Origin of the sequence: Bradyrhizobium sp. INPA03-11B, from assembly GCF_040446015.1 — a bacterium.
In the GTDB taxonomy this organism is placed as follows: Bacteria; Pseudomonadota; Alphaproteobacteria; order Rhizobiales; family Xanthobacteraceae; genus Bradyrhizobium; species Bradyrhizobium macuxiense_A.
On record NZ_JASGSR010000051.1, the window covers coordinates 42,973 to 55,246 of the forward strand.

The window sequence follows — 12,274 nt, forward strand, 5'->3', positions numbered from 1 at the left end:
GAGACCCGTGTGCAGCTCTCTCCGACGTCGTCCTGGCTTTCTCGCCAGGACGACGATGCGGGTTGTCTCATCGCGCCGGTAAGATGCGTGAGACGCGGGAGCCAGTCTACTGGCACACCGGCGCGGTCAGTTTTGGGTCAGCTGGTCTTGCTGACCAATACGCCCGCTGATTGAGCTCGGCTTCGTTTGTCGCAGGAGCACATACGTAGCTCGTCTTGCCGACGCAGATGGGCGAGCCAATCGAGTAGATGAGGTTGTCGTAGATGCAATAACTGCCGATCCCGGACGGCAGATCAGTCGGCGGCGTTGTGGAGCCGCCCAAATAGGGTTGCGGTGGGGCGCCCGGCGCCCTGTCTTGTGCCGCGGCCGCATGAAGGGAAATCAGAAGCGTCAGACAGGTGGCAATGCGTAGCATGATCCCTCCGGTCAAAGACTGTCGGCAAAGCGCGGGGCTACTCCGACGCGGGAAGTGCATTTGCAGCCGCGGCGGAATCGCTAGCAGGCTAATATGACACTCGCTTTGCATCGTCACGCCTCCTTTGCGTAACTCTTCAACCTTGCCTCCAGCACGGCGATCACCTGGTCGCGGACCGGATCGCGGGAGCCTTTCAGCCAGGCGGCGGCGAGCGGCAGGCGGCCGGCGCTGCTGCCGCGCTTCAGGCGAAGTGGCACAAAGCGGACGCCCGGGATCGCCATCCGCGCGGTCCAGCGCGGCACGATGGCGACGCCGAGCCGTGCGGCCACCATGTTGACGATGGTCTGCTTCTCGTCGGCGATCTCCTGGATGCGCGGCGTCAGCCCGGCCTCGTCGAACAGTTTGGTTGTGAGATCGTGGCTGTGCGGCCGTGAGCGGCGCTCCGGCACGATCAACGGCTGATCGGCGATGTCGGGCAGCACGATCTGCTTGCGTCGCGCCAGCGCATGCTGGTGCGACAGCGCCACCACGGCGGTTTCCTGCAGCAGCGGAACGAACTCGATGCGCCGGTCGGGCCGCGCCGGCGGGCGCACGAAGGCGAGATCGAGCGCGCCCGAGAGCAGCTTCGGCAGCAGCCGGATGGTCTTCTCCTCGAGCAGTTGCACGGCGACATCGGGATGGGCAGCGCGGACGTCGCGCAGCAGCGGCGGCAGCAGCCCGGCCGCGGCGCTGTCGATCGCGCCGATCCGGAAGCGCCGCGCCTGCGGCTTGCGCGGCCGTCGGCGAAAGCCGTCCTCGATCGCCTCGGCGCGGCCGAGCAGCGCGCGTCCCTCGCGCAGCAGGGTGGCGCCATCCTCGGTCAGCGACACCGCGCGCGTGGTGCGCGCGAACAGCCGCACCCCGAGGTCCTCTTCCAGCAGCTTGATGTGGCGGCCCAGCGCCGACGGCATCATCTGCAGGCGCTGCGCCGCGCGGCCGAAATGCAGGTCCTCGGCGGCCGCTACGAAGCAGCGAAGCTGGTGCAGTTCCAAGATGTGTTTACTCCAAACGGCCCGCCGTCATTGCGAGCCACCCGGTCGACGCGAAGCGCCGCCGGATGACAGGCTCCGCGAAGCAATCCATGGCCACCGCATATGCGGAGCGGTGGATTGCTTCGTCGCTTCGCTCCTCGCAATGACGGAACCAGGATTATATCATTTTTTTGTATAAACCCACACGGGTTGAAGCGGAAGGGCGCTGCCTTCTAGGCTTCCCGGTGGTGCGGCGAAACGCGCCGTCCCAACAACAAGACGAACCCTGAGGAAGCCCATGGAAAGCGAGCTTGGCACGCGCGTGTTGCGCAAGATCTCACTGCGCATCGTGCCGTTCATCATGCTGCTGTACTTCGTGGCCTTCATCGACCGCGTCAATATCGGCTTCGCCTCGCTGACCATGAACAAGGACATCGGCCTGTCGCCGACGGTCTACGGCTTCGGCGCCGGTATCTTCTTCTGGGGCTACTTTCTGTTCGAGGTGCCCTCCAACATCATCCTGCACAAGATCGGCGCGCGGATCTGGATCGCGCGGGTGATGATCACCTGGGGTATCGTTTCGGCGGCGATGGCGCTGGTGCAGGGCGCGACCAGCTTCTACGTGCTGCGCTTCCTGCTCGGCGCCGCCGAAGCCGGCTTCTTTCCCGGCATCATCCTCTACCTCTCCTACTGGTTCCCGGCGCGGCAGCGCGCCGCCGTCACCGCGCTGTTCATGGCCGCGGCGCCGCTCTCGACCGTGCTCGGCTCACCGGTGTCTGGCGCGCTGCTGGAGATGGACGGCCTGCTCGGCTTCAAGGGCTGGCAATGGCTGTTCGTGCTGGAGGCGGTGCCCGCCGTGCTGCTCGGCTTCGTCGTGCTGGGCTTCCTGACCGACCGGCCGGAGCAGGCCAAATGGCTCGCCGACGACGAGCGCGCCTGGCTGGTGAAGGCCATGAAGGCCGAGACCGACGGCAAGGCCGCGACCGCGAGCCGCAGCATCTGGCGCGGGCTTGCCGATCCGCGCGTGCTGGCGCTGGCGATGGTCTATTTCGGCACCTCGGCCGGGCTCTACACACTCGGTGTATGGGCGCCGCAGATCATCAAGGCGTTCGGCCTGTCGTCGATCCAGGTCGGCTTCCTCAACGCGGTGCCGGCGACCATCGCCGTGATCGCCATGGTGTTGTGGGCGCGGCATTCCGACCGCACCGGCGAGCGCACCTGGCACGTGGTGCTGGCCTGCCTGATGGCGGCGGCTGGTTTAGCGCTTGCAGGACTATGGACCGGGCTCGTTGCCGTGATCGCGGCGCTGACCTTGGTCAATATCGGCATCTCCTCCTCGAAGCCGCCGCTGTGGAGCATGCCGACCATGTTCCTGTCGGGCTCGGCCGCCGCAGCGGGGATCGCCACCATCAACTCGATCGGCAATCTCGGCGGCTTCGTCGGGCCGGCGATGATCGGCTGGATCAAGGAACGCACCGGCAGCTTCGACGGCGGCCTGTATTTCGTCGCCGGCCTGCTGGTGCTGTCAGCCGTGCTCACGCTGCTGCTGTCGCGCGCGCAAGGCGCGCCTGCACAATCCGAACCGCAACCCAATCCCGTGCGAACCCACTAATCACTCATCCGGAGACAAAATCATGCGTACCCATTCCATCGCCGCCATCCCCGCCGACGGCATCGGCCCCGAAGTGATCTCCGCGGGTGTTCGCGTGCTGGAGGCACTGGCGAAGCGCTCAGGCGACATCAGCTTCAACGTCAAGACCTTCGACTGGGGCTCGGACTATTACAAGAAGCACGGCGTGATGATGCCGGCCGACGGGCTCGCCGAGCTGAAGAACTTCGACGCAATCTATTTCGGCGCGGTCGGCGCGCCCGACGTGCCCGACCACATCACGCTGTGGGGCCTGCGGCTGCCGATCTGCCAGGGCTTTGACCAATACGCCAATGTGCGGCCGACAAAAATCCTGCCCGGCGTCGCCTCGCCGCTGCGCAATGTCGGCGTCGGCGATCTCGACTGGGTGATCGTGCGCGAGAATTCGGAGGGCGAATATGCCGGCATGGGCGGCCGCGCGCACAAGGGCCTGCCGGAAGAGGTCGGCACTGAAGTCGCAGTCTTCACGCGGGTCGGCGTGACGCGGATCATGCGCTACGCGTTCCAGCTCGCGCAGTCGCGGCCGCGCAAATTCCTCACCGTGGTGACGAAGTCGAACGCGCAGCGCCACGGCATGGTGATGTGGGACGAGATCGCCGCCGAAGTGGCGCAGGACTTCCCCGACGTCACCTGGGACAAGATGCTGGTCGACGCCATGACGGTGCGGATGACGCTCAATCCGAAGAGCCTCGACACCATCGTGGCGACCAATCTGCACGCCGACATCCTGTCCGATCTCGCCGGCGCCCTGGCCGGCAGCCTCGGCGTGGCACCGACCGGCAACATCGACCCGCAGCGCCGCTTCCCCTCGATGTTCGAGCCGATCCACGGCTCGGCGTTCGACATCACGGGCAAGGGCATCGCCAACCCGGTCGCGACCTTTTGGACCGGCGCGCAGATGCTGGAGCATCTCGGCGAAAAGGACGCCGCGGCGCGCCTGATGGCGGCCGTCGAGAAAGTCTGCGCGGCCGGCGTGCTGACGCCCGACGTCGGCGGCAAGGCGACGACGAAGGAAGTGACGGACGCGGTGATCGACGCGATCCATGGGTCGAATGTGTGAGGGCGGGGTTGCTTCGCCAGATGATGCAGTGAGGCGAGCACCCTGTGAGGGCTCCCTCCCCCCTTGCGGGGGAGGGTCGGGGAGAGGGGTACCGCTTGCTCCACTCTCCGTTAGAAACGACGATGCTCGGTACGTCGATTGATGCAGCGTTATAGCACCTCGTCTATCGCGCCCGGGGCCACCCCTCTCCCCACCCTCTCCCGCAAGGGGAGAGGGAGCCTGAGACGCGTGCTCACCTGACGTACGAGTCGTGTCCGATTCCAATACCGCAACCAGGGACAGAACCGTGCTACCCGATCTGACCAGACGACACTTCATGACCTCTGGAGGACTATCGATCATGGCCGCGATGACGGGGATGCAGCCGGCAAGGGCCGCGACGTGGCGCGATGAGATTCGCGCAATCGCGTTCGACGTCCAGGGGACATGCGTCGACTTCTATCAGCCGATCCTGCGTGCCGGGCAAGCCGTCAACGCCGCGAAGGGGCTCGCGCTCGACTGGGCCAAGCTCTCGAGCGAATGGCGCGATCTCTATCGTGCCGCGCTCGACGACGTGATCGCCGGCAAGCGGCCGTGGATCCGGGTCGACCGCATCTATCGCGAGGCGCTGGACGTGCTGGTCGACCGCCACGGCCTGTCGGAGGCTTTCTCCAAAGATGAGCGCGACGAACTGAACGGGGTGTGGAGCAAGCTCGACGCCTGGCCCGACAGCGTCGAAGGGCTGGCGCGCCTGCGCAGCCGGTTCGTGACCTCGACATTGTCGAATGCCGGCATGGCCGCCGTGGTGGCGGTGGTCAAGCACGCCAAGCTGCCGTTCGATGCCGTGCTGACTGCGGAGCTTGCGCGCAGCTACAAGCCGTCACCGGCGGTGTATCAGCTCGCCGTCGACTATCTCGGCTATCCCGCCGACAAGATCCTGATGGTCGCCTGCCACAAATACGATCTGAAGGCCGCCCGCGCCTTCGGCATGCGCACCGCGTTCGTCGCCCGCCCGCTGGAGTTCGGGCCAGCGGCGAAGGTCGACGTCGCGCCGGAGCCCTGGTTCGACCTCCAAGTCGACAGTTTTACGCAGCTCGCCGACGCGCTCGTGCCGGCGTGACGATGTGCAGGCCCGATCCATGGGTCGAATGTGTTGGGTGAACAACTGCGATCGCCGGAAGCGGTGAGGTAAGCACGCTGGCAGGGCTCCCTCCCCCCTTGCGGGGGAGGGTTGGGGAGAGGGGTACCGCTTGCTCCGCTCTCTGTAAGAACCAGCTCGCGACGCGCCTTGACCGACGATCATCCTGTCGCGCGCATTGCGCCCGGGGCCACCCCTCTCCCCACCCTCTCCCGCAAGGGGAGAGGGAGCCTGGGAGGTGTGCTCGCCTTACAGGCTGCATTCTTCCTCGCAAGCTCACCTCACGCCGACAACTCCCGCTTCCGTGCAATTGGTCAGCCGCGCCGGCACGCCGACGGCGGTGCAGCCGGCGGGCACGTCCGACGTCACCAGCGCGCCGGCGCCGATCTTGGCGAAATCTCCGATGCTGAGATTGCCGATGACTGTTGCGCCGGCGCTGAGCAGCACGCCACGGCCGATCGTCGGGGCGTGGCGCGGGTCGTCCTGATGCCGCGCGATGGTGACGTTCTGCAGGATCGTGACCTCGTCGCCGACCGAGGCCAGCGCGCCGATGATGATGCCGGTGCCGTGATCGAGGAACACAGCGGTTCCGATTTGGGCCGACGGGTGAATGCTGATCTGCAACTGATCCGCCGTCGCGCTTTGCATCATCAGCGCGAGGTCGGGGCGATCCTCCCGCCACAACCAGTTCGACACGCGCCAGGCCTGCAGCGCTGCGTAGCCCTTGAAGTTGAGGAGCGGCGGCAGCAAGCCCGTAATCGCCGGGTCGCGACGGACGATCGCCGTGAGATCAACGACTGCGGCATCGACCAGCGCGGGCTCCGCCGCGAACGCCTCGCGCGCCGCCCGCATGAACTGCGCGCGATCGGCATCGGTGCGGCAGATTGCCCGGCCAATCAGGAAAGCGAGCGCGCCGCCGAGATCGCCTTGATCGAGAATGAAGGCAGCCGACGCTTCGAGGAAGGGATCGGCGACGATTGCAGCTTCCGCCTCGCGCCGGATCGCAGACCAGAGATCGTCAGAACTCGCCGTCGCAGATCCCGCCATCATCTTCGCCTCGTCACGCGTGCTCACACGATAGTGGGCGTGACTACCCCAAAATGCAAACCGCCCGCTTGCTTGTCGCAAACGGGCGGCTCAGGGCCATCAGGTTCTATGGGGGCACATCGCCTGAAGGCTAGCGCTTGCCTCGATCAGCTCTGCGGCGGCTGATCGTTCGGCGGGGTCGGACGGGTCTTGTGCTGCGCCATGAAGGCGTCGAACTCTTCCTTGTCCTTGGCGTGACGCAGGCGATCGAGGAAGTTCTTGAACTCGACCTGCTCTTCCTCGAGACGGCGCAGCGTATCCTGGCGGTACTCGTCGAACGCGCGGTTGCCGCTGGAGGGCGGGCCGAAGCCGCCGAACGGGAAGCCGCGGCGCTCCATGCGGCTCTTCATCCGCTCCATCTTGTCCTGCATGCGCTCCATCTTGTTTTGCCAGCGATCCATGTCGTTGTGACTCCAACAGGCCATCTTTCTGCTCCCGAGTGTGAAAAAGAGAAGGGCGAGGCCGATCGGCCACCAGATCATGAAGCCTAGGATGATCCCGGCGATCTTCAGGGGATGCCACGGCGTCGCGTAGAAGTAGGGACGGTAGGGCTCTTCGACGGGGCCGCGCCAGCGATTGACATCAGCGGTGTAGGCCATTTCCTTCTCCATCACGGCATCACGCCGTTGTGAATGTAAATAACATTTACATAGGTAGCCCATCCCCCGGGAAAGTCAAGCAGCGCGGATGACGCACCCCTCAGATTATTTTTGGCTCAGTCGTTGAACCTCATTTCGCCTTGCCCCACGGACCAGCCTTCTCGCCCGCCGGCTTGTCGTCGGCGGCCGCGGTTCCCGGCCGCTGGTCGGTCCGGAAGCCGAGGCCGCGCAGATAGATCAGGACTTCGGCCTCGAGCAGGTCCTCCGGCGACATCGGCAGCTTGCGCCGCGCGGCATCGCCACGGCCGAACAGCGAGGCGACACCATGCGACATCGACCAGATGTGCAGCGCCATCATCATCGCCGGCGGCCGCGGCATGCCCGGCGGCGCCAACGCCGCGAGCCGTTCGGCGGCGGCGCGAATGATCGCGAACGCCCGCTCGCTTGCAGCCATCAAGGTTGGATTCGCGTCGGGCGGCAGGCCGGATTCGAACATCGCGGAATAGAACGCGGGCTCCTCGCGCGCGAAGGCGAGATAGGCCTTGCCGACCCGCTCGAACGCCGTGACGGTATCGGGGCGGCCGTCGTCCCAGGCTTGCGTCAGCAAAGACTCGAACTGCTCGAAGCCGCGCTGCGCGATGCTGGCGATCAGTTCGTCACGGTCGCGGAAGTGCCGGTACGGTGCGGCGGGGCTGACACCGGCCATGCGCGCGGCATCGGCGAAGGTGAAGCCGGCCGGCCCCTTCTTCGAGATCAGGTCGAGGGCGGCCTGCAGCAACGCCTCTTTGAGATTGCCGTGATGATAGCCGCGCTCGGCGCGGCCTTGGTCCTTGCGCCAGCTCATGTGAACGGCTTTTACATGAGCGGGCGGCAAAGGTCACTAGCGGCGGGGTCACGGGATCATCAAGATTAACGGACCGGCGGGCTGAACGCGCGACTAGGCGGGGACGTAGGTCAACCTGATCGTGTTCTCGCCCAGCCGATCGCTTGCCACGAGGCGCAGCGGGGCACGGGGGCCGGCGAAGAAGGGCTTGCCGCGCCCGAGCACGACGGGCCGCAGGTAGATCTGATACTCATCGATCAGGCCGAGCTCGGTCAAACGTCCCGCGAGCTCCGGTCCGGCGACTTCGATCTCACCGTCGAGCCGCGCCTTCAACTCGCGCACCGCCGCCTCGAGATCGCCCGCGACCAGGGTCGCGTTGGGCCCGACCGACGTCAGCGAACGCGACACGACCCATTTTGGCCGGCTCCGCCACGCGGCCGCGTACTCGCGCTCCTCCGTGCCCCAATCGGGGAGGTCGTCGTCCCAGTAGCGCATCACCTCGTACATGCGGCGGCCGTACAACATACCGGTCACGCCACGCACCTGCTCGATGAAATGACGAAACAGCCTAGGTTCTGGCGGCATCGGCTGGTCGTGATCGACATAGCCGTCGAGCGACTGGTTCAATCCGAAGACGAGCTTCGCCATCGCGCAAATCTCCACCCAGAGTTCAGATTGGATTGGGCCGGCGTGACGTAAGAGCGACGTCGCTCCCGGGGGGTGGGGGCTGTCTCCGCATGTCGCATCGTGGAGAAAGCCCCCACCCGCATCGCATCGATGATGCGATGCGACCTAAGAGCGAGCTTCGCTCGTCTCGACCCCGCAAGCGGGAGAGGTTCAGGGAACTGGTGGCCTAACGCCCCGGGGACTAGCGTCCCGGGGACTAGCGCCCCGGGATCGGCAGCACCGGCATGATCTCTACGGCTTCGCCCGGGAAGATCGAAAAGTGCGGGTGGTTCTCGAACAGCTTGGCCGCCGCCTCATGCGAGGGCGCGCGCACCACGGTGAAGCCGGTGAGCTGATTGGTGATGTCGGAGGTACCGCCCTCGCCGACCTTCTTGGTCTTGCCGAGCGGTCCGCCCATCTCGACGATCACGTCGTGGTGCTTCTCGACCCAGGCGCCCCACGCGGCCATGCCCTGCTGTTCCTTGGCGCGCCGCTCGGCCTCCGGCATCGCGTTCCAGGCCGCCATCCGCGAGCCGTTCTTGCTGCCGAGATAAACGGCGAGGAAGGTGTTGGTGCTCATCGTGCTTCTCCGTTGTGGTGGTTGGTGGTGTGACGATCGGTTGGTGGCACGATGACGCCGTGCGGCGGCATCGCATCTTGTTCGACTCTTTTGTTTTGCGCACGATCTTTTCGGAAAACCGCTTCGCACTTTTCCGGATCATGCTAGCGCAGCGCCTTGCCCCAGCCGCCCTGCGGATGCTCGAAGGTCGCAGCCGCCTGCTGCACCTCCTCGGAGAAATCCGCCACCTCCTGCACCTGGCGGATCTCGATCATCTCGTTCGCGGTGGCCGGGCACTGCTTCGCCCATGCGATCGCTTCCGCGCGCGAGGCGACCTCGATCATCCAGAAGCCGCCGATCACTTCCTTGGCCTCGGTGAACGGACCGTCGATCACGACGGGCTCACCGGCGTCGAACTTGACGCGCGCGCCGGCGGCCGGCGGATGCAGGCCCTCCAGCGTGATCAGCACGCCGGCGTCCTTCAGCGTCTGATTGTAGCGCATCATCGCGGCGACCCGTTCCGGGTCGAGCTCGAGCTTGGCCGGCGCGGACTCGTAGCCGAGCGGGATCATCAGCATCATGAAACGCATTGGTCGGATTTCCTTGTCGGTTGAATCACTCGCAATCTTCACGCTCGTCATTCCAGGATGCTTCACCAGACACAGGCCCGGAATCCATGACATGCGACGATGGTCATGTCGTCCGCGCCGTGCGCCCGAGCGATATCGTGGAATGACGTCGGGTGTCACTTTTGCCCTGCCTGCGCACGCAGGCGCTCTTCCTGCTCGCGCAATTCGGGCGTCAGCGCCTCGCCGAAATCCTCCGCAGCGAACACCTGACGGATCTCGATCTCGGAGCCGCCGTCGAACGGCGCGCGCTTCATCCAGTCGATCGCCTCATCGAGCGATTTGGTCTCGATCAGCCAGAAGCCGCAAACCAGATCGCTGCTCAGGCCGAACGGTCCGCGCGACACCGTGCCCTGCCCGCCGGCATATCTGACCCGCGCGCCCTTGCTGGTCGGATGCAGGCCCTCGCCGGCCTGCATCACGCCGGCCTTGACCATCTCCTCGTTGAACTTGCCCATTGCGGCGAGCAGATCTGTGCTCGGCATCACGCCGGCCTCGGTATCCTTGTTCGCCTTCACGATCACCATGAACTTCATCGTCGTGCTCCGTTGTCTCCGAGCCGATCTCAGCACCGGCGCTCGGTTGAAAGACGATGGAGGATTTGCGCGACCGACACGGTCATTGAAATTATTTCCGAGGTCATTGACACGCGCGCTAGTCGTCGATCGCCTGATAGGCGAGCGTCCAGAAATCCGAAAACACCGGAAGCGGCTGCGGCGAATCCATCATGCGCTGGGTCAGCAGGATTCCGGTCATCGCCTCGCGCGGGTCGGAATACCAGGAGGTGCCGTAACCGCCGTCCCAACCGTAGCGGCCGGGCACATCACAGAGATCGTCCCGCGTGGTCACGACCGACAGCCCGAAACCCCAGCCTCGCGCGCCGAGCAAGAACTCGGAGCCAAGTTTCTGTTCCGGCGTGATCTGGTTCGAGGTCATCAGCTCCACCGAGGGACGCGACAGGATGCGCTCGGTGCCGAGCCGCCCGCCATTGAGCATCATCTGGGCGAAGGCGTTGAAATCGTCCGCGGTCGATACCAGCCCGGCGCCACCACTCTCGAATGCCGGCGGCGCGGCATATTTGCCGGTCGCGGGTTCGTCGAACACTTTCAGCGTGCCGGTCGCGTGATCGCTGCCATAGCAGGTCGCAAACCGCGTCAGCTTGTGTTGCGGCACGTGGAAGGCCGTATCCTTCATGCCGAGCGGTTCAAATATCCGTTGCTGCAGGAAGCCCGCGAACGAGGTTCCGGCAACGCGCGCGATCAGGACGCCGAGGATCAGGCTCCCGCTGTCGTAGAGCCAGCGCTCGCCGGGTTGATAGGCCAGCGGCAGCGTGCCGTAGCGGCGCAGCAACTCGTCCGGCGGAAACGACGGAAACACCGGCCCGGGCGCGAAGCCGGCATCGGCGATCGCCATCTGGATCGGATAGCGCGCCGGATACATCGGGATCATGCCGAGCCCGAGGCGGAAGGTGAGCAGATCGCGCAGCGTGATCGCACGCCTTGCCGGCACCATGTCGTCGACCTCGGATTCGATGGTGCGCAACACACGGCGATCGGCGAGCTCGGGCAGCCAGCGGTCGAGGGGATCGTCGAGCTTGAGCCGGCATTCCTCGACCAGGATCATCGCGGCGACCGCCGTCACCGGCTTGGTCATCGAGGAGATGCGGAAAATGGTGTCGCGCTGCATCGGCGGCCCGCCCACCGCCATGCGTCCGAGCACATCGGCATGGATCTCGCCGCGACGGCTGACCAGCGCCACGAGGCCCGGTACGTCGCCATCGTCGATACGCCGCGCCAGAACCTCGCGCATGCGTCCGAGCCGTGCCTGCGACAGACCACTGCCCTCACTTGCTATCGACATTGTCCGGTTTCCTTTGCAGAGTTCACGCTCGCCGACGACGACGCCCGGGTGAGCGCGCGATCACGAGGCCGCCCTATCGCTCCTGCCTGACGAGTTCGCCGTCCTGATGCGACGGGCCGAAATAGACGTCGATCCGCGACACCTTGTCGCCGTCGAACACGAAGAACTCGGTGTTGCGGAAGCTCTTGCCGTCCTTCGCCACGCAGCGATAGGTGACGAAGGCCTCGACGCCGTCGACCATGATGCGCTCGATCTCGTGGCGGCCGATCCAGCCCGAGTCGCGCCAGCACTCGGCGAAATAGCGTGGCTTGTCGATGTTCTCGCCATAGGGCGTCGAGAAGCGGAAATTCTCCGCAAACGCCGCCTCGACGCTCGCGCGGTCATTGGCGAGATAGGCGGCGAAGAGAGAGCGGATGATCTCCGCCCTGTTGCCAGCTGCAGCCATGTCTTCTCCACACAGATCGCCCGGGCCTCCGGAGCGCCGAGCGCTCCAGAACCCGGGCCTCAGGTACAAGACGAATGGAACGGCGCGAAAGCGACATCGCGCCGTCATTTATTTTCGGGACGGGACCGGACCAGGGTTCCCGTCAGGACTCCTGCGGAAACATGCCGAAATAGGGCTCGGCCTCTTTGAGGACGCGCGCGAAGGACGGCCGCGCCTTCAGCCGCTCGAGATAGGCAGCGAGATGCCGGTGGCCCTCTCCGATCGGCTCGACCTTGTTGCCATAGAACAGCGCCGGGGCGGCGGAGCAATCGGCCAACGAGAAGCGTTCGCCCATCATCCAGCCGCCATGCGCGAGGTATT

At 65.5% G+C, this 12,274-nt stretch carries 15 protein-coding genes; 3 read left to right on the plus strand and 12 right to left on the minus strand.

Going from position 1 to position 12,274, the window contains the following annotated elements; all coding sequences use genetic code 11:
* Positions 1 to 106: 106 nt before the first annotated feature.
* Both QMZ05_RS21745 and QMZ05_RS21750 read right to left on the minus strand, forming a co-directional pair.
* A complete protein-coding gene (locus QMZ05_RS21745; RefSeq protein WP_128970429.1) occupies positions 107 to 415 on the minus strand; it encodes a hypothetical protein in 309 nt (102 codons plus the stop codon).
* 113 nt (positions 416 to 528) lie between these two features.
* Positions 529 to 1,446, minus strand: coding sequence for a LysR family transcriptional regulator (locus tag QMZ05_RS21750; protein ID WP_353702590.1), 918 nt, complete (start codon positions 1,444 to 1,446; stop codon positions 529 to 531).
* Positions 1,447 to 1,723: 277 nt separating this feature from the next.
* Between QMZ05_RS21750 and QMZ05_RS21755 the strand changes: the two genes are divergently transcribed.
* The 3 genes from QMZ05_RS21755 to QMZ05_RS21765 all read left to right on the plus strand — a co-directional run bounded on the left by QMZ05_RS21755 (position 1,724) and on the right by QMZ05_RS21765 (position 5,232).
* Positions 1,724 to 3,037 (plus strand): MFS transporter, encoded by a 1,314-nt coding sequence (locus QMZ05_RS21755; protein ID WP_353702591.1) that lies wholly within the window; start codon positions 1,724 to 1,726, stop codon positions 3,035 to 3,037.
* Positions 3,038 to 3,059: 22 nt separating this feature from the next.
* Positions 3,060 to 4,133: a tartrate dehydrogenase gene (locus tag QMZ05_RS21760; protein WP_353702592.1), complete on the plus strand. Its 1,074-nt coding sequence runs from the start codon at positions 3,060 to 3,062 to the stop codon at positions 4,131 to 4,133.
* Positions 4,134 to 4,473: 340 nt separating this feature from the next.
* Complete coding sequence (locus QMZ05_RS21765) at positions 4,474 to 5,232, plus strand: haloacid dehalogenase type II (protein ID WP_353702593.1); 759 nt, start codon at positions 4,474 to 4,476, stop codon at positions 5,230 to 5,232.
* 294 nt (positions 5,233 to 5,526) lie between these two features.
* Here QMZ05_RS21765 and QMZ05_RS21770 read toward each other — a convergent pair whose 3' ends face one another.
* From QMZ05_RS21770 to QMZ05_RS21815, 10 genes are all read right to left on the minus strand, one after another.
* The gene (locus tag QMZ05_RS21770; protein ID WP_353702605.1) at positions 5,527 to 6,297 is read right to left on the minus strand and encodes a serine acetyltransferase; all 771 of its coding nucleotides are present in this window, start codon (positions 6,295 to 6,297) and stop codon (positions 5,527 to 5,529) included.
* A gap of 146 nt (positions 6,298 to 6,443) precedes the next feature.
* The gene (locus QMZ05_RS21775) at positions 6,444 to 6,935 is read right to left on the minus strand and encodes a DUF2852 domain-containing protein (RefSeq protein ID WP_021080144.1); all 492 of its coding nucleotides are present in this window, start codon (positions 6,933 to 6,935) and stop codon (positions 6,444 to 6,446) included.
* Between the two features lie 130 nt (positions 6,936 to 7,065).
* Positions 7,066 to 7,779 (minus strand): TetR/AcrR family transcriptional regulator, encoded by a 714-nt coding sequence (locus tag QMZ05_RS21780; protein ID WP_353702594.1) that lies wholly within the window; start codon positions 7,777 to 7,779, stop codon positions 7,066 to 7,068.
* A gap of 93 nt (positions 7,780 to 7,872) precedes the next feature.
* Positions 7,873 to 8,406 (minus strand): dihydrofolate reductase family protein, encoded by a 534-nt coding sequence (locus QMZ05_RS21785; protein WP_353702595.1) that lies wholly within the window; start codon positions 8,404 to 8,406, stop codon positions 7,873 to 7,875.
* Positions 8,407 to 8,641: 235 nt separating this feature from the next.
* A complete protein-coding gene (locus QMZ05_RS21790) occupies positions 8,642 to 9,004 on the minus strand; it encodes a hypothetical protein (protein WP_353702596.1) in 363 nt (120 codons plus the stop codon).
* 143 nt (positions 9,005 to 9,147) lie between these two features.
* Positions 9,148 to 9,573 (minus strand): YciI family protein, encoded by a 426-nt coding sequence (locus QMZ05_RS21795; RefSeq protein WP_353702597.1) that lies wholly within the window; start codon positions 9,571 to 9,573, stop codon positions 9,148 to 9,150.
* Between the two features lie 155 nt (positions 9,574 to 9,728).
* Positions 9,729 to 10,145, minus strand: coding sequence for a YciI family protein (locus tag QMZ05_RS21800; protein ID WP_353702598.1), 417 nt, complete (start codon positions 10,143 to 10,145; stop codon positions 9,729 to 9,731).
* A 118-nt stretch (positions 10,146 to 10,263) separates the two neighbouring features.
* Positions 10,264 to 11,469, minus strand: a complete 1,206-nt coding sequence (locus tag QMZ05_RS21805; RefSeq protein ID WP_353702599.1) for a serine hydrolase domain-containing protein — start codon at positions 11,467 to 11,469, stop codon at positions 10,264 to 10,266.
* Positions 11,470 to 11,542: 73 nt separating this feature from the next.
* Positions 11,543 to 11,914, minus strand: a complete 372-nt coding sequence (locus tag QMZ05_RS21810; RefSeq protein WP_353702600.1) for a nuclear transport factor 2 family protein — start codon at positions 11,912 to 11,914, stop codon at positions 11,543 to 11,545.
* 142 nt (positions 11,915 to 12,056) lie between these two features.
* Positions 12,057 to 12,274 (minus strand): glutathione S-transferase family protein (locus QMZ05_RS21815; protein ID WP_353702601.1); only part of this gene is annotated, 218 nt, incomplete at its 5' end.